16 protein-coding genes are annotated in these 15,879 nt (G+C 65.7%); 9 read left to right on the forward strand and 7 right to left on the reverse strand.

Annotated elements, in window-relative coordinates; all coding sequences use genetic code 11:
* Window positions 1-90 precede the first annotated feature (90 nt).
* From K426_RS01035 to K426_RS01065, 7 genes are all read left to right on the forward strand, one after another.
* The gene (locus K426_RS01035; RefSeq protein ID WP_066553189.1) at window positions 91-2,961 is read left to right on the forward strand and encodes a M16 family metallopeptidase; all 2,871 of its coding nucleotides are present in this window, start codon (window positions 91-93) and stop codon (window positions 2,959-2,961) included.
* A 23-nt stretch (window positions 2,962-2,984) separates the two neighbouring features.
* A complete protein-coding gene (locus tag K426_RS01040; RefSeq protein ID WP_066553190.1) occupies window positions 2,985-3,287 on the forward strand; it encodes a hypothetical protein in 303 nt (100 codons plus the stop codon).
* Between the two features lie 166 nt (window positions 3,288-3,453).
* Entirely contained in the window at window positions 3,454-3,903 is a 450-nt protein-coding gene (locus tag K426_RS01045) for a MarR family winged helix-turn-helix transcriptional regulator (RefSeq protein WP_066553191.1), read from the forward strand.
* Between the two features lie 42 nt (window positions 3,904-3,945).
* A complete protein-coding gene (locus K426_RS01050; protein WP_066553192.1) occupies window positions 3,946-6,006 on the forward strand; it encodes an FUSC family protein in 2,061 nt (686 codons plus the stop codon).
* Entirely contained in the window at window positions 6,003-6,218 is a 216-nt protein-coding gene (locus K426_RS01055) for a DUF1656 domain-containing protein (RefSeq protein WP_020817535.1), read from the forward strand. The genes K426_RS01050 and K426_RS01055 overlap by 4 nt, the downstream gene beginning before the upstream one ends.
* The gene (locus K426_RS01060; protein WP_066553193.1) at window positions 6,215-7,117 is read left to right on the forward strand and encodes an efflux RND transporter periplasmic adaptor subunit; all 903 of its coding nucleotides are present in this window, start codon (window positions 6,215-6,217) and stop codon (window positions 7,115-7,117) included. The genes K426_RS01055 and K426_RS01060 overlap by 4 nt, the downstream gene beginning before the upstream one ends.
* Window positions 7,110-8,531, forward strand: a complete 1,422-nt coding sequence (locus K426_RS01065) for an efflux transporter outer membrane subunit (RefSeq protein WP_066553201.1) — start codon at window positions 7,110-7,112, stop codon at window positions 8,529-8,531. The genes K426_RS01060 and K426_RS01065 overlap by 8 nt, the downstream gene beginning before the upstream one ends.
* A 139-nt stretch (window positions 8,532-8,670) precedes the next feature.
* Here K426_RS01065 and pal read toward each other — a convergent pair whose 3' ends face one another.
* The 6 genes from pal to ybgC all read right to left on the reverse strand — a co-directional run bounded on the left by pal (window position 8,671) and on the right by ybgC (window position 13,300).
* Window positions 8,671-9,180, reverse strand: a complete 510-nt coding sequence (gene pal, locus K426_RS01070; protein WP_066553204.1) for a peptidoglycan-associated lipoprotein Pal — start codon at window positions 9,178-9,180, stop codon at window positions 8,671-8,673.
* Between the two features lie 71 nt (window positions 9,181-9,251).
* On the reverse strand, window positions 9,252-10,586 hold the full coding sequence (tolB, locus tag K426_RS01075; RefSeq protein ID WP_237229871.1) for a Tol-Pal system beta propeller repeat protein TolB: 1,335 nt from the start codon (window positions 10,584-10,586) through the stop codon (window positions 9,252-9,254).
* Window positions 10,587-10,597: 11 nt separating this feature from the next.
* Entirely contained in the window at window positions 10,598-11,512 is a 915-nt protein-coding gene (locus K426_RS01080) for a TonB C-terminal domain-containing protein (RefSeq protein WP_066553211.1), read from the reverse strand.
* Between the two features lie 18 nt (window positions 11,513-11,530).
* On the reverse strand, window positions 11,531-11,998 hold the full coding sequence (gene tolR, locus K426_RS01085) for a protein TolR (protein WP_066553219.1): 468 nt from the start codon (window positions 11,996-11,998) through the stop codon (window positions 11,531-11,533).
* Window positions 11,999-12,113: 115 nt separating this feature from the next.
* Window positions 12,114-12,833 carry a protein TolQ gene (tolQ, locus tag K426_RS01090; RefSeq protein WP_066553221.1) on the reverse strand — a complete coding sequence of 240 codons (720 nt, stop codon included), beginning with the start codon at window positions 12,831-12,833 and terminating at the stop codon, window positions 12,114-12,116.
* Entirely contained in the window at window positions 12,830-13,300 is a 471-nt protein-coding gene (gene ybgC / locus K426_RS01095; protein ID WP_066561246.1) for a tol-pal system-associated acyl-CoA thioesterase, read from the reverse strand. Before ybgC ends, tolQ begins: the two co-directional genes overlap by 4 nt.
* Before the next feature lie 183 nt (window positions 13,301-13,483).
* On the opposite strand from ybgC, the gene K426_RS01100 reads away from it, so the two are divergent.
* Window positions 13,484-14,362, forward strand: a complete 879-nt coding sequence (locus tag K426_RS01100) for a 3-hydroxybutyryl-CoA dehydrogenase (RefSeq protein WP_066553223.1) — start codon at window positions 13,484-13,486, stop codon at window positions 14,360-14,362.
* An 81-nt stretch (window positions 14,363-14,443) separates the two neighbouring features.
* Here K426_RS01100 and pspF read toward each other — a convergent pair whose 3' ends face one another.
* Complete coding sequence (gene pspF, locus K426_RS01105; protein ID WP_066553225.1) at window positions 14,444-15,466, reverse strand: phage shock protein operon transcriptional activator; 1,023 nt, start codon at window positions 15,464-15,466, stop codon at window positions 14,444-14,446.
* A gap of 176 nt (window positions 15,467-15,642) precedes the next feature.
* On the opposite strand from pspF, the gene K426_RS32045 reads away from it, so the two are divergent.
* Window positions 15,643-15,816, forward strand: a complete 174-nt coding sequence (locus K426_RS32045; protein ID WP_169576121.1) for a hypothetical protein — start codon at window positions 15,643-15,645, stop codon at window positions 15,814-15,816.
* Window positions 15,817-15,879 lie beyond the last annotated feature (63 nt).

The following is a 15,879-nucleotide window of genomic DNA, read 5'->3' on the forward strand; positions in this document are numbered from 1 at the left end:
TCCAGCCGCCTCTTCTGCCCACATGCGTATTGCGCGTCTAAAACGCCTCGCTATGCTGCCGGCCAATCCATTGACCATCATGAGGCGCCCATGACTCTTTCCCCTTTTTCTCGCCGGGTAGCCCTGATGCTCGGCCTGTCTTCGCTTGCCCTCATGCCGACGGCGCAGGCGCTGGCGGCGCCCAAGGCCGCCAGCGTGGCCGCGCCCGCGCCGCTTTCCAGCCTGGTGGCGGCGGTGGACATTCCCTATGAGGAATTCACGCTGAAAAACGGCCTGCGCGTCATCGTCCATAGCGACCGCAAGGCTCCGGTGGTCGGGGTGTCGATCTGGTATCATGTCGGCTCGCGTTTCGAACCCGTGGGCAAGACCGGGTTCGCCCATCTGTTCGAGCATCTCATGTTCTACGGCTCTGAAAATGCCGACGGGCCGTTTTTCGGACGGCTGGAGGATATCGGCGCGACCGACTGGAACGGGACGACCTGGTTCGACCGCACCAATTATTTCGAGACGGTGCCGACCGGCGCGCTCGACCGGGCGTTGTTCCTGGAATCGGACCGCATGGGACATCTGCTGGGCGCCGTCACCCAGACCAAGCTCGATGCGCAGCGCAGCGTTGTGCAGAATGAAAAGCGCATGGGCGAGAATGAGCCCTATGGCCTGGTCGAATATGCGCAACTCGCCGCGATGCTGCCGGAGGGGCACCCCTATCGCCACTCGACCATCGGTTCGATGGCGGATTTGAACGCGGCGAGCCTTGCCGACGTGCAGAACTGGTTCAAGACGCATTATGGCCCGAATAACGCCGTGCTGGTGCTAGCGGGCGACATCGACGTGCCGACCGCCAAGGCCAAGGTCGAAAAATGGTTCGGCAACATTCCCGCCGGCCCCGCGCCCAAGGATGTGGATGCGACGGTGCCGACGCTTGGGCAAGATGTCGAGAAGGTGATGCACGACAATGTCGCCGCGACCCGGCTCTACCGCAACTGGATCGTGCCGGGGGTGAATTCGGACGATCTGACGCCGCTCAATCTGGCGATGGCGGTGTTCGGCGGCCTCAGCTCCTCGCGGCTCGACAATATTCTGGTGCGGGATGAGAAGGTGGCGGTTGGCGTCAAGGCCAGCATCCAGCCGTTTGAGAAGCTTTCGCTCGCGGAGATTACCGTGGACGTGAAGCCGGGACAGGATCCGGTGGCCGTCGGCAAGCGGCTTGACCAGCTTCTGGCCGACTATCTCGCCAAGGGTCCGTCCGCCGACGAGGTGCAGCGCGCCGCGACGCAGCAGCTTTCGGGGACCATCGGCGGACTGGAGAAGGTCGGAGGCTTCAGCGGCAAGGCGGTGACGCTGGCCGAGGGCGCCGTCTATTCCAACGATCCGGCCAAATATAAGAAGGACTTGGCCGCCGCCGCCGCCGCCACGCCGCAATCGGTGAGCGAGGCTGCGCGCAAATGGCTGGGAAGGCCTGTGTTCCGCCTGACCGTGGCGCCGGGCGAACGTTCGGCGGAGGATAATGCGCTGGCGGGCAACGCGACCCATCATCCGGCCTATTTCCGCGATCCGAAGAAACCCGCTCCGGTCGCGGCGACCCCGCCGCCGCCAACGAAGATCGCGGAACCGGGGATCGAGCCGGTCAAGGATCTGGAGTTCCCGGCGGTCGAGCATGCGACCTTGAAGAACGGCATTCCCATCGTCTTCGCGCGCCGGGCGACGGTGCCGGTGGTGCGGGTTTCTGTCTCCTTCGACGCGGGCAACGCCGCCGATGACAAGGCGAAGCTGGGCACGGCGGGTCTGACCACGGCGCTGCTGGACGAAGGCACGACCACCCGCAGTTCGGTGCAGATCGCGGAGGAGCAGGAGCGGCTGGGCGCCTCGATCAGCGCGGGCAATGGCATGGATGCCACCAATGTCGGCCTTTATGCGCTGAAGCCCAATCTGGACGCGTCGCTCGGCCTGCTGGCCGATGTGATCCGCAACCCGGCCTTCGCGCCGACCGAGGTGGAGCGTCTGCGCGGGCAGGTACTCACCCGGATCGCGGCGGAAAAGACCGAGCCGATGCCGATCGCGCAGCGCCTGCTGCCGCCGTTGCTCTATGGGCAGGCGCATCCCTATGGCATCCCCTTCACAGGCTCCGGCACGGAAAGCGGGGTCAAGGCGGTGACGCGGGCCGATCTGGTCGCCTTCCATGACAAATGGCTGCGGCCCGACAATGCGACCATCTTCGTGACCGGCGATACCACGCTGGCCGATGTGATGCCGCTGCTGGAAAAGCGCTTCGGGGACTGGAAAGCGCCCAAGGTCGCCAAGGGCGCCAAGCTTTTCCGCATGGACCGCATGATGCGCCCGTCGCGCATCATCCTGGTCGACAAGCCGCAAAGCCCGCAGTCGATGATCCTCGCCGGCCTGCTCACCAACAAGGCAGGCACAGACAATCCGGTGACGCTGCTGACCGCCAATGAAGTGCTGGGCGGCAGTTCCACCTCCCGCCTGATCATGGACCTGCGCGAGAGCAAGGGCTGGGCCTATTATGCGGGCAGCGCGCTGCCCGGCGTCAAGGAGACGATCCCGCTGCTGGTCTATGCCCCGGTGCAGACCGACAAGACCGGCGAGTCCATCGTCGCCGCGCGCAAGGACATCAGCGATTTCCTGACGGCCAAGGGCACGACCGAGGCGGAACGCAACCAGACGATCAATAGCCAGATCCTGTCGCTCCCGGGCAGCTTCGAAACCTCGTCCGACCTGCTGGGGGCGATGATGCGCAACCGGATGCTGGGACGGCCGGACGACTATTATGCCAGCCTGCCGGGTGTCTATCGGGCGATGACGGCGACCGACCTCGATAAGGCGGCGCGGGAGGCGATCAATCCCGACCGGCTGATCTGGGTGGTCGTGGGCGATGCGAAACTGGTGAAACCACAGCTTGACGCGGTTGGCCTTCCCGTCGAGATGGGCACATTGGCCGACTGACGATTACGTAAAGGAGAAGTGCTATGGCAGCAGTGGACGGTGCCTATGATTGCGTGGCGAAGACCCCGATGGGCGACCAGAATGGCGTGCTGACCGTCATCAGCGCGGGCGAAAGCTTTCACGGCACCTTTGCGGGGATGATGGGCTCGCTCGACGTGGCTGAAGGCAAGGTAGAAGGCAACAAGCTGAGCTGGAAGATGAACATGACCATCCCCATGCCGATGACGCTGGAATGCGAGGCTGAGGTGAGCGGGGACAGCATCACCGGCACGATGCAGCTTGGGGCTTTCGGCGCAGCGGGCTTTTCGGGCACGCGCCGGGGCTGAGGATCACATTTGCCCATCTTCGTCATTCCCGCCTTCGCGGGAATGACGGTTGGGTAATGGGGCTGGAGGCAGGAAAATCTCCGGCCTTTTTCGTAACTTGGGGAAATGCAGTATCAAATTGCAACGACTCTCTTGACGAAAGACATTAGTTAGCTATCTAAGAAAAATGTCTCGATCGGAGTTGAAGCGCGTCTTGGCGCATAAAATGCCCCAGGTGGCGCGTCAGTGGCGGCAATTGGCCGATCTGGCGCTGGCCGAATTCGGCGTCTCGAACAGCGCGGGCTGGTGCCTGATCTATCTCGACCGGCTGGGACCGGACATTCGGCAGGCCGACCTGGCCGAGGAACTGGGCATCACCCAACCCTCGCTGGTGCGGACGCTGGACCAGTTGCAGGCGGCGGGACTTGTCGAGCGCGTGCCCAATCCGGATGATCGGCGCTCGAACCGAGTCGCCTTCATGCCGGAGGGTCAGGAACTGGTAGGGCAGATCGAAGCCAAGTTGGGGAATTTGCGGCGCGAGTTGCTGGATGGCGTGCCCGACGCCGCGATCGAGATCATCGTCAACCTGCTGAGCCTGCTGGAACGGCGCATGGCCGAGCGGCGGGGGCAGTCGTGATGAGTGGCCTGATGTGGGGTGGCTTGGCATGCGAGCGTTGAGATGAACGCCTTTGGCGAGCGCATCGGCGGGCCCGCCGCGCTCTTTTCCCTGAAATGCTTCGCGGCGGCGATGCTGGCGCTCTATGTCGCGCTCAGCATCGGGCTGGAGCGGCCCTATTGGGCGTTCTTGACCAGCTATATCGTCGCCCAGCCGTTGGCCGGCGCGGCGATTTCCAAGGCGGTGTTTCGCGTCATCGGCACGTTGACCGGCGCGATCTTTTCTGTCGCCATCGTGCCGCCGCTGGTCAATGCGCCCGAACTGCTGTCGCTCGCCATGGCGCTGTGGATGGCGGCCTGCGTGTTCGTGTCGCTGCTCGACCGCACGCCGCGATCCTATATGTTCGTGCTGGCGGGCTATAGCGCCTGCCTGATCGTCTTTCCCGATGTCGACACGCCGCAGACCATCTTCACCGTGGCGACGCTGCGCGTGCAGGAAATCACCATCGGCATATTGTGCGGCAGCCTGATCCACGGCGTGGTTTTCCCCGGCTCCATCACCAATTTGCTGCTGGCGCGGGTGGAGGCGATGCTGCGCGATGCGGAGCGCTGGTCGCATGACGCCATTGCGCTGGAGCCGGTCGAAGGGTTGGAGCAGGAGCGCCGCCGCCTGGCGCAGGACATTACCGAGTTGCACCAGATGTCGGTGCACCTGCCCTTCGACATCAGCCGCCTAGCGCCCCGCGTGCGGACGGTTCGGGCGATGCAGGACCAGCTTTCCCTGCTGCTGCCGCTGGGCGCGGCGGTGGAGGACCGGCTGGCGATGCTGAAGGCGGCAAGCGGCGGAAAGGTGCCGCATGAGGTCGCAAGCCTGATAGCCGATGCGCGGGCCTGGATCGTGAATCCCGGCGAAGATATCGCCGCCCGCACCGCTGCGGCGGACGCGCTGATCGCTCACTGCGCCGCGCTGGAGCCGGCGGCGCGGGCGGAGATGGACTGGGCCGACATGATGCGCCTCAGCCTGTTTGCGCGACTGTCCGCCCTGATCGCGGCGCATCGCGATTGCCGCGATCTTTACGACCAGATGGTGACGCACAGGCGCGAGGCGGTCAGCCCCCGCGTCGGTGAATTGCTGGAGGGGCGGCGCAACCGTGAATTGCACAAGGATTATGCCGGGGCGGCGCGTGGGGCCTTCGGCGCCTTCATCACCGTGGCCGTGGGTTGCGCGCTATGGATCGGCAGCGGTTGGAGGGACGGCGGCAGCGCGGTGATGCTGGCGGGCGTGTTCCTCTCTCTGTTCGCGGCATCCGACAATCCGCTGGCGCCGCTCAAGGGCTTCATGATCGGCACTATCGCCGCCTCGCTGCTGGGGGCGATCTATGGCTATGTACTCATGCCGCGTCTGGACGGGTTCGCCATGCTGGCGGCGGCCTATGCGCCGATGCTGCTGCTGCTGGGGACGATGATGGCGTCGCCCCGTTGGGCCGGAATCGCGCTGCCCACGTTGCTGGGGCTGGGCAGTCCGGTGCTGCTGTCGGATCGGTACAGGGATGCCTTTGCCAGCTATGCCAACGGCACGGTGGCGCAGTTGGTCGGCCTCTGGTTCGCGATCATCATGACCGGGCTGTTGCAGTCGGCAGGCGTCGAACGGGCGATCCGGCGCACGGTGCGCGCGGGGTGGAACGATATCGCCAACCGCGCCACGCTGATGACGCCGCCCGATGTGCGCGGCTGGATCAACCGGATGCTGGACCGCATCGCCCTGCTCGCACCCCGTCTGGCGGCAACGCGGTCCGAGAGCGGGCAGCCGCTTTACGATGCGCTGCGCGACCTGCGGACGGGTGTCGCCATTGGCGAATTGCGGCAGTTGCGGCTGGACCTGCCCGCCGACGAAGCGGCGCCGCTGGCGGATGTGCTGACAGGCGTCAGCACGCATTATCGCGAGTTGGACCCGGATGCGCCCATGCCTGCCCGGTCCGCCCTGCTGGTCGATATCGACCAGGCGATCAGCGATCTGGCGCGCAATCCCAGCGCTCCGATCAGGCGGGAAGCCATACTCGGGCTGGTCAGCCTGCGCCGCAACCTGTTCCCTGAGAGCGAAGGCTATCGGAGAGTCGCCGCATGACCGGAGAAATCGCCCTGGGCGGCGTCTATGTGCCGACCCTTTTGTTGCTGGCGCTGGTCGCGCTGATCCTGAGCTGGGGCGTGACCCGGCTGATCGGCGCCTTCGGCCTTTATCGCTTTCTCGCCTATCGGGCGGCGGTCGACCTCAGCATTTTCGTGCTGATGCTGGGCGCGCTCGCCATTCTCGTTCCCACCCTTGGAATCCGCCTATGAACCGCCTTACTGCCAAGCTGATCAGGAGCACCGCCACCATCGTCATCGTCATCATTGCCGTGCTGGTGGCGGTGTGGATGTGGAACCATTATGAGCGCAGCCCCTGGACACGCGACGGGCGGGTGCGCGCCGATGTGGTACGGGTGACGCCCGATATCGGCGGCCTCGTCACCTCTGTCGCGGTGCATGACAATCAGGCGGTGACGGCGGGCGACCTGCTGTTCGTGATCGACCGGCCGCGCTATGCGCTGGCGCTGGAGCAGGCCGAGGCGCGGATCGCCAGCGCCAAGGCGACATTGGGCCAGGCGCGGCGGGAGGCGACACGCGACGTCGCGCTGGGCGACCTCGTCGCGAAGGAAGCGCATGAGCAGAATGTCGCGCGGGTGGCGACGGCGGAGGCTGCGCTGGCCGAGGCGATGAGCGCCCGGGACGCCGCTGCGCTCAACCTGAAGCGCACGCAGGTGGTGGCGTCGGTCAATGGTGTGGTCACGAATCTTGACCTGCATCCGGGCGATTTCGTCGCGGCGGGGCAGCAGGCCATGGCGCTGGTCGACCGCGACAGCCTGCGCGTCGAGGGCTATTTCGAGGAAACCAAGCTGCCGCTCGTATGCATCGGCGCGCCGGTGACGGTAAGGCTGATGGGCGAGGCGGAGGACCTGCATGGCCGGGTCGACAGCATCGCCTATGGCATCAATGATTCGAGCCGGAGCGACAGCGGCAATTTGCTGCCGACGGTCGAGCCTACCTTTTCCTGGGTGCGGCTGGCCCAGCGCATTCCGGTGCGGGTGAAACTGACCAAAGTGCCTGCGGAGGTGAAGCTGATTGCCGGGCGCACCGCCACGGTGACGATCGAACCGGCGAGGAAGGGCGCGAAGCCGGGGGCTTGCCACCATGCGTAAGAGGGGCTGGACGCCCTTGCTGGCTTTGGCGCTGGCGGCCTGCGCGACGGCGGGACCGGATTACCGGCCGCCGGAACAATCGGCCGCGACGGCTCCGGGTGCGCAGGGCGCCTTCCTGTCGGCGCAGGGGGCGGGTTTCAGCAATGCCGAGCTGCCCGACCATTGGTGGCGGCTCTATGATGATCCCAGGCTGGACGCGCTGGTCGAGCAGGCCCTGTCAGCCAATACCGACCTACGCGTGGCCGACGCGAATTTGATCGCGGCGGAAGCCGTGCTGCGCGAGGCGGAGGCGGGGCGGACGATCGGCACGGCGATCAGCGGCGGTGTGTCGCTGGCGCGGCCTTCGGGCACGGGCGAGAGCTTGCCGGGCGTGGTCGGCTATGATCTGGGCCTCGGCGCCTCCTATCCGCTCGATCTGAACGGTCGGATCAAGCGCGCGATCGAGGCGAGCACCGCCGATCTGGAAACGGTCGTGGCAGCGCGCGACTATGTGCGCGTCAGCGTCGCGGCGGCGACGGCCAAGGCCTATGCGCAGGTCTGCGCGGCCAATTATTCGCTGGCCGTCAACCGCCGGGTGGTCGCCTTGCAGCGCGAGACGCTCAATGCCACGCAGCGATTGTTCAAGGGCGGACGCGGCACGGCGTTCGACGTCAGCCGGGCGCGGGCGGCCGTCGATGCCAGCGAGGCGAGCCTGCCCGCTTTCGAGGCGCAGCGACAGAGCGGGTTGTACCTGCTGGCGACGCTGCTGGGGCGGGCGCCGGCGGATTATCCGAAGGAAGTGGAGGGTTGCGCATCCTTGCCGGTGCTGCATGCGCCGCTGCCGGTGGGCGACGGCGCGGCGCTGATCCGGCGGCGGCCCGATATCAGGCAGGTGGAACGAGAGATCGCCGCCGATACCGCCCGCGTCGGGGTGGCGACGGCGGACCTTTATCCGCAGATCAGCATCGGCGGATCGCTGGGGCTGGGCGGGCCGCTGAAAAGCTTCGGTTCGGGGACGAGCTTTGGCATGAGTCTGGGGCCGCTGCTAAGCTGGAGCTTCCCCAACCGGCCAGTGGTGAAGGCGCGGATCGCGCAGGCCGATGCGCAGGTGCAGGCTGATCTGGCGCGCTTCGACGGGACGGTGCTGGAGGCTTTGCGGCAGACGGAGACGGCGCTGGAAAGCTACCGCCGCCATGCCGAGCAGGCGGCTGCGCTCGACCGGGCGCGGGACAGCGCGGGGGTGTCGGCGGGGCAGGCTGGCAAGCTATTCCGCTTCGGGCGCGGGGATTTCCTGTCCTTGCTGGACGCGCAGCGGTCGCTGGCGGGTGCGGAGGCGTCGGCTGCGGCGGCGCGGGTGCAACTGGTGCAGGATCAGATCGCGATCTTCCTGGCGCTTGGGGGCGGGTGGTCGCGGAAGGATGACGGCGCTCGTTAGGCAGTCCGCTTCACCAAGGCGGGCGGCAAGCAAAAGTCTTCCCCCGGCCTGAGAATCTGTCGGCGGGAAAAGAAAAGACCCGCCGGCCGAACGACCGGCGGGTCATGAAGCACAGGTGCGACCCAAAAGCTTCAGATGATCAATATTGGACGGTGACCGTCACTGCGCGGCGGTTCTGCGCCCAGGCCGTTTCGTCCGATCCCAGCGCGGCAGGGCGTTCCTTGCCATAGCTGACGGTGGTGATGCGGCCGGCGTCGATGCCGAGCGATGCGAGATAATTCTTCGCCGCATTGGCGCGGCGCTCACCCAGCGCGATATTGTAATCGCGGGTGCCGCGCTCGTCGCAATGCCCTTCGATGGTCACGCGGACATTGGGGTTCTGTTGCAGCCAGGCGGCCTGGCTTTGCAGGATTTGCTGGTCCTGCGCGTCGACATCATATTGGTCGGTGCCGAACAGGATGCGGTCCGACGATACCGAGGCGACGAAATCCTCCTGGCTGCCCTTGACCGGGCCAGAGGGCGCGGTCGGGCCCGTGGAAGCCGATGTGTCGCCACCGGGTGCGGGCGGCAATTCTTTCGGCGGCTTCTTGGAGCAGGCGGCAAGAGCCACGATGGCGGTCGCCACCAGCAAGGTGCGGGAAAGTTTCATCGGGTTGCTCCTCAACATTTTCTAAAAGTCGTTACGCAGTCGGGACGATTCGGTTCCGATCATGATGCAGATTAAGGCAGTAGCGGACCCCAGGCCGGGTCGGAGCCGCTCAAGGGCGTGGGTATCCGCCGCTCGTTCACGCCGGTCAGGTCGACCTGCCACACCTGGCTGTTGCCGTCGCGGCCCGGCGTGGTGCGGAAAAATTGCAGCACGCGGCCATTGGGCGACCAGCTCGGTTGCTCGTCCTGCCAGCCATTGGTCAGGATGCGCTCATTGTCGCCCGTGGGCGTCATCACCGCGATCTTGAATTCGCCCGAAATCTTGGTGAAGGCGATCAGGTCGCCGCGGGGGCTCCATTCGGGCGTCGCATAGCGGCCGCCGCCATGGCTGATCCGGCGCTGGCCCGAACCGTCGGCGTTCATGACATAGACCTGCTGGCTGCCGGAACGGTCGCTTTCGAACACGATCTGGCGGCCGTCGGGCGAATAGCTGCCGCCGACATCGATGCCCGGCGCCGTGGTCAGGCGCACTGGTGCGCCGCCGGTGGCGGAGACGCGATAGACGTCGGTATTGCCCGCGATCGCCATGGAGAAGAGGATGTTGCGTCCGTCGGGCGACCAGCGCGGCGCGAAGGTCGGGTTGTTGCTCTCCGTCACCAGCCGCTGCCGTCCGGTGCCGATGTCGTAAATGTAGATGCGCACCCGGTTGTTCAGGTAGCTCACATAGACGATCGACTTGTAATCGGGCGCGAAGCGCGGGGTCAGCGCGATCGACTGGCCATTGGTGATGAAGCGGTGGTTGGCGCCGTCCGAATCCATGATGGCGAGGCGCTTGGTGCGGTTCCCCTTGGGGCCGCTTTCCGCGATATAGGCGATGCGGCTGTCGAAGAAGGGGCTTTCGCCCGACAGCCGCGCATAGATGGCGTCGGCGCATTTATGCGCGGCCCGGCGCCAGTCGCGGGGGGCGACGACATAGCCCTGCCGCGTCAATTCCTGCTTCAGCGCCACGTCGTAGAGATAGCAGCCGACGGTGATGTCCGCCTCGCCGCCCGTGGTGCGCACGAAACCCTGCACCAGCGCCTGATAGGCGCCCCATTTGTCATAGGCGGGACTGGTGACTTCGGGAAAGGCGATGGTCGGGATGCCGTTGGGGCCGGAGGGATCGAACAGGCCCGACCCCTTGAGGTCGGCGGCGATCACTTCCGCGATCTTGCGGCCCAGTTCGGTCGAGCCGCCTGCGGGCGTCGAGACTTCCGCCTGCGCGGGCAGCGCGGGGACGACGATCTTGAGGTTGGAGGAGGATTCGTCCGTCACGTCGACGCTGAGCTGTGCCGAAACGGCGGGCGCGAACGCCAGCAGCAGCGCCCCCAGCGTGGCCCCAAATGCGGCCCGAGCCTTTCCGGTCATGAAGGGTGGCGTCATTGCGATAGCCTCTTGTCGAAGGAGATGCGGAGGGATTTCCAGCCATCATAAAGATCGGGCGGCAGCTTGAAAGGCGCGGCGAGGCGGATCGCCTTTACCGCCAGTTCCTGATGCAGCGTCACCTGCGCGCGGTTGCTGGCGGTGATGCCGGTCGTGTTCACGACCTGCGGCTGGCCCGCCAGTGATCCGTCGCGGGAAAGCTGCACGTCGACGAAGGTGCGGAGCTGCTCGATGTCCGCGCCGCTCGGGGATTTCCAATAGGGCTTGAGCTGACGGCGGATTTCCGCGTCCAGCGCGGCCTTCTGCGCCGGACCCATGGCGGCGGCGGGCGGCGGCGCGGGCTTGCGCGGGGCGTCGTCCTCCGCATTGATGCCCTTGAGGAAATCCTTGCCCAGCAGCGATCCCTTGGGCTTGTCCGCCTTGCCCTGCCCTGAGGCGCGGTTGGGGGAGTCGGGCTTCGGCTTGGCCGCTGGCTTTTGCGATGCCTTGGCGGGCGCGGCGGCAGCGGGCTTTGGCTTTTCGGGCGCGGGTTTCGGCTTGGGCTTGGCTGCGGGCACGTCCTTCTTCGGCGGCGCGGGCGTGGGTTTGGGTGGCGCAGGCTTCGCCACCGGCTTGGGTGGCGCGGGCGGCGCCGGGGTTGGTTCGGGCTGGGGTGCTGGTTCCGGCGCGGGCGCGGGTGAGGCATCCTCGGTCGGGCCTTGTTCCGGCGCGACGCTGGGCGGCGGCGGCTGGGTCGAGACCTGCGGTGCCATGGATTTCAGCGCGACCTCATCCACCAGGCTGACGTCCATCGGCGGCGAATTGAGCTTCAAGGGGTTGGGTGTAGCCAGAAAACCGGACGAGAGCAGGCCGAACAGCAGGACATGTCCCGCCGTCGCCACGCCAAGGCCGATTTTCTCCGCGCGATCCATGGGCAAGACCTATGGCCCCTATTCTGAACCGCTGCTGACAGCGGACCCTTGCTCCGTGCCGGTGCTGACCAGTGCGACCTTGTTCAGGCCTGCACGGTTCAACTCGCCCATGACCAGCATCACCCGGCCATAGTCCAGCCCCTTGTCGGCGCGCAGGAAGATCTGCGGCGGCTGCGCCTTGCCGGCGTTCGCGGACATGATCTCGGCCAGGCGGCCGGGCAGTTCGGCATCGCTGATCTGCGTGTCATCGATGAAGACGCCGCCGTCACGGTCGATCGACACCACGGTGGGCTTCTGGTCCTGATCCAGCCCCTTGGCGCGGGTTTCGGGCAGGTTCACCGGTACGCCGGTCACCAGCAGCGGCGCGGTCACCATGAAGATGATCAGCAGCACCAGCATGACGTCGACCAGCGGCGTGACGTTGATGTCCGCCATCGGCGCGCGATGACGGCCACGGCGACCGGATGGAGGACCGGACATGGCCATTATAACCGCCCCTCCGTCATCCCAGCGGAAGCTGGGATCTCGTGCCTCAAGCGCCGCCCTATCCGGCCTGAGATCCCAGCTTCCGCTGGGATGACGGTGTTGAAGGACAACATCGTCACCGCTGCGCCTCCAACTCGCGGCTGAGCGTCGAATAGAAATTGTCGGCAAAGCGCGTCAGCCCGGCCTCCATCCGGTTGATGCCATGGCTGAACCGATTATAGGCGATCACCGCCGGGATCGCCGCGAACAGGCCGATGGCGGTGGCGAACAATGCCTCCGCAATGCCCGGCGCCACGACCGCGAGGCTGCTGTTCTGTTCCGCCGCGATGGAGGTGAAGGCGCGCATGATGCCCCAGACGGTGCCGAATAGACCGACGAACGGCGCGACCGATCCGATGGTGGCCAGGATGTTCAGCCGATCCGACAGCCGGTCGACCTCCGCGCCGATGGTGCTGGTCATGGCGGTGGACAGGCGGTCGCGCGTTCCGTCGCGGTCGATCACCTTCTGCGCGGTCGAGCGGCGCCATTCGGTGACGCCTGCGGCCATCACCTTGGCGGCGGGAAATTCGGACTTGCCGCGCGCTTCGTAGAAGCGGTCGATATCCTCCGCCTTCCAGAAATCGCGTTCGAAGGCGGCGCTCTGCCTGCTGGCCTTGCGCAGCGTGAAGCTGAAGCCGATGATCATCGCCCAGGTCCAGATGCTGGCCAGCAGCAGGCCCAGCATCACCACCTTCACGACGATGTCGGCCTGAAGGAACAGGGCCAGCGGCGAAATGGTGGCGGCTTGCGCGGCGGTGCCGACAGCAAGGCCAACGTCGGGCATCGAAAGGCTCATGGGTTGATGTCTTCCCCTCTCATCAAACGGCTGAAAATGTCGATCCAGGGCTTGGGTTGCCGGCGCGGGCGGCCCTGGGGCGTCAGAAAGGCGACGGAAACCGTGCCTTGCGTCAGTAATTCCTCATCGCGCATGACCGTCTGATGAATGGAACATGAAGCCGCGCCGACCTTCGTCACGCGGCTCACCACCATCAGGACGTCGTCCAGCCGCGCGGGGCGGCGATAGTGGAGTTGCAGGTCGGTGACGGCATAGACGCCCTCTCCCCCCTCCAGATTGCCGCGCTGGTCGATCCCGGCGATGCGCAGCATGTCCGACCGCGCCCGCTCCATATAGCGCAGATAATTGGCGTGATAGACGAGGCCGGACAAATCCGTATCCTCGAAATAGACGCGCAATGGAAAATGATGCACGGCGGCGATGAACCTTCCGGTCGCCGGCGCGGGCAGCAGGTCTGAAACGGACATGCCGGGGCTTTTAACCATCAAGCAGGCGCGGCGCAAAGCCGGAAATGACCGAAAGAAAAGCGCTCCGCCGACCGTCCAGGGCTTTCCGTCCGCTTTCGCCCGGCCCGGAAGCTCTGGCGGCCCGCCTGTCATGGCGCTACGGGGGCTGGCGACGAGCGATTTTAGTGCAGGAGGGTTTCGGGAATGACGGATATTCGGACAGTGGGCGTGATCGGCGCGGGTCAGATGGGCGCGGGCATCGCGCAGGTGGCGGCGCAGGCGGGCTATGAAGTGATCCTGTCCGATGTTGACCTGCCCCGCGCGCAAAAGGGCCGCGACGGCATCATCCGCCAGTTCGCCAAAGCGGTGGAAAAGGGCAAGCTGGCGCAGATTGACGCCGACGCCGCCATCGCCCGGATCACGCCGGTGGGCGAAGTCGCGCCGCTTGCGGCTTGCCAATTGGTGATCGAAGCCGCGACCGAGCGCGAGGAGATCAAGCGCGCCATCTTCGCCAATGTCGGCGCATTGCTGGCGGACGATGCGATATTGGCGTCGAACACCTCCTCCATTCCGATCACGCGGCTGGCGCAGGCAGCGCCGGATGCGGGCCGCTTCGTGGGCGTGCATTTCTTCAATCCCGTGCCGGTGATGGCGTTGGTCGAGGTTATCCGCGGACTTGCCACCAGCGCTGAAACCGTGGCGGCGGTGGAGCGCTTCGCCGCGAGCCTGGGCAAGCAGGTGGTCCATGCCTTCGACGCGCCGGGCTTCGTGGTGAACCGCATCCTTTTGCCGATGCTCAACGAAGCGATCTTCGCGCTGGGCGAGGGCGTGGGCAGCGTGGTCGATATCGACAAGGGCGTGATGCTGGGCCTCAACCATCCGATGGGGCCGCTGACGCTGGCGGATTTCATCGGTCTCGATACCTGTCTGGAGATCTGCAAGGTGCTTCAGAACACGACCGGCGACCCGAAATATCGCCCTGCACCGCTGTTGGTGAAGTATGTCGAGGCTGGCTGGCTGGGCCGCAAGACGGGCAAGGGCTTCTATGACTATTCCGGCGCGGAACCTGTGCCGACGCGGTAGAAGATTGAGTGCTCCTGCGAAGGCAGGAGCCCAGTCCCGCCATCTGAACTGGGCTCCTGCCTTCGCAGGAGCACGTTTTCCCTACCCCGCGCTCAACCCATGCTTCTTCATGCAATGGCGAAGCTGGTCATAGGTCAGCCCCAATCCCTTCGCCGTCGCACGTTGATTATAACGGAAACGCTCCAGCGCCGCCCGCACGATCGCCGCCTCATGCGCATCCACGGCGGATTTGAGGTCGGTGATCGCGTCATGACCGTTCGCTACGGCAGCCGGTGAGCCCATGGGCGCAGCTTCGACCACCGCCTTCCCGGACATCAACGGCTTGGGCTTCCAGGGCGAGGCGAAGGGATCGAACACGATCGCCGCGATCGGCCGGGTCGGGTCGTTCCAGCGATAGACGGCCCGCTCCACCACATTGCGCAATTCGCGCACATTGCCGGGCCAGTCATGCGCTTCCAGCTCGGCCATGCAGGCGGCGGAAAAGCCGGGCCATTGCGGCCAGGCGATCTCCGCCGCCATGCGCCGTCCGAAATGATCGGCCAGCACCGGGACATCCCCCTCCCGCCCTCGCAGCGGGGGCAAGGTGATCACCTCGAAACTCAGCCGGTCCAGCAGATCGGGCCGGAACCGCCCGGCATCGGCGGCGGCTGGCAAATCCTCATTGGTCGCCGCCACGATCCGCACATCCACGGTCAGCGGCTTCGATGCCCCGATCCGCGTGACCTCCCCATATTCGATCACGCGCAGCAGCCGTTCCTGCGCCGCCATGGACAGCGTGCCCAGCTCGTCCAGGAACAGCGTGCCGCCATCGGCTTCCTCGAACCGCCCGGCCCGTGTCCGCGCCGCGCCGGTGAAGGCGCCCTGCTCATGCCCGAACAGTTCCGCCTCGATCAGCGTTTCGGGCAGCGCCGCGCAGTTCATGATGATCAGCGGCCCGTCCCAGCGCGGCGACAGGCGGTGGAGGCGCTCGGCAATCAGTTCCTTGCCGGTGCCGCGCTCCCCGATCACCAGGATCGGCCGGTTGAGTTCCGCCGCCCGCCCGGCCTGCTCGACCGCATCCAGAAAGGCCAGCGACTGGCCGACGAACTGGGTATTTTTCTCCATGCCCCAACTTATGGTGAAATTTCCCACCTTTCGGCAAGAGCTATTCTTGGACAACCGTAAAAAACGGCGCAACTCCGCCATTTCCGAAAATTGGCACGCCTTCTGCAAAGTCGGAAAGCGAAGCCGCTGACCCATCAAGCGGCACGTCAATGAAGGCCAAGGTTCAGGAGTTTACCATGGAAAAGCAAAGCAACAGCGTTCGCGAAATCGGCCAGTTCCTGTCCGTCGTCATCGCCTCCGTCCTGTTCGGATCGACCCTGATCCTTTCGGCGGTCGGCCCGGCGCGCGCCAGCGAAGTCCCGATGCTCGCGACCCATGATTGCCCCGCGGCGCTGCGTTATCTGGCGTAAGGCCGCACCCAAACAAGTCGTACCAGGAGTGAAGTTCAAATGGGGGCTCTGTTGCAAAGATTG

It is taken from the genome of Sphingobium sp. TKS (assembly GCF_001563265.1).
Classification (GTDB): domain Bacteria; phylum Pseudomonadota; class Alphaproteobacteria; order Sphingomonadales; family Sphingomonadaceae; genus Sphingobium.

Bases quoted from the DNA above. Each gene is read 5' to 3' on its own strand.
- K426_RS01035 (WP_066553189.1), top strand. From the start codon at position 91: ATGACTCTTTCCCCTTTTTCTCGCCGGGTAGCCCTGATGCTCGGCCTG.
- K426_RS01040 (WP_066553190.1), top strand. From the start codon at position 2,985: ATGGCAGCAGTGGACGGTGCCTATGATTGCGTGGCGAAGACCCCGATG.
- K426_RS01045 (WP_066553191.1), top strand. From the start codon at position 3,454: ATGTCTCGATCGGAGTTGAAGCGCGTCTTGGCGCATAAAATGCCCCAG.
- K426_RS01050 (WP_066553192.1), top strand. From the start codon at position 3,946: ATGAACGCCTTTGGCGAGCGCATCGGCGGGCCCGCCGCGCTCTTTTCC.
- K426_RS01055 (WP_020817535.1), top strand. From the start codon at position 6,003: ATGACCGGAGAAATCGCCCTGGGCGGCGTCTATGTGCCGACCCTTTTG.
- K426_RS01060 (WP_066553193.1), top strand. From the start codon at position 6,215: ATGAACCGCCTTACTGCCAAGCTGATCAGGAGCACCGCCACCATCGTC.
- K426_RS01065 (WP_066553201.1), top strand. From the start codon at position 7,110: ATGCGTAAGAGGGGCTGGACGCCCTTGCTGGCTTTGGCGCTGGCGGCC.
- pal (WP_066553204.1), bottom strand. From the start codon at position 9,180: ATGAAACTTTCCCGCACCTTGCTGGTGGCGACCGCCATCGTGGCTCTT.
- tolB (WP_237229871.1), bottom strand. From the start codon at position 10,586: ATGACCGGAAAGGCTCGGGCCGCATTTGGGGCCACGCTGGGGGCGCTG.
- K426_RS01080 (WP_066553211.1), bottom strand. From the start codon at position 11,512: ATGGATCGCGCGGAGAAAATCGGCCTTGGCGTGGCGACGGCGGGACAT.
- tolR (WP_066553219.1), bottom strand. From the start codon at position 11,998: ATGGCCATGTCCGGTCCTCCATCCGGTCGCCGTGGCCGTCATCGCGCG.
- tolQ (WP_066553221.1), bottom strand. From the start codon at position 12,833: ATGAGCCTTTCGATGCCCGACGTTGGCCTTGCTGTCGGCACCGCCGCG.
- ybgC (WP_066561246.1), bottom strand. From the start codon at position 13,300: ATGTCCGTTTCAGACCTGCTGCCCGCGCCGGCGACCGGAAGGTTCATC.
- K426_RS01100 (WP_066553223.1), top strand. From the start codon at position 13,484: ATGACGGATATTCGGACAGTGGGCGTGATCGGCGCGGGTCAGATGGGC.
- pspF (WP_066553225.1), bottom strand. From the start codon at position 15,466: ATGGAGAAAAATACCCAGTTCGTCGGCCAGTCGCTGGCCTTTCTGGAT.
- K426_RS32045 (WP_169576121.1), top strand. From the start codon at position 15,643: ATGGAAAAGCAAAGCAACAGCGTTCGCGAAATCGGCCAGTTCCTGTCC.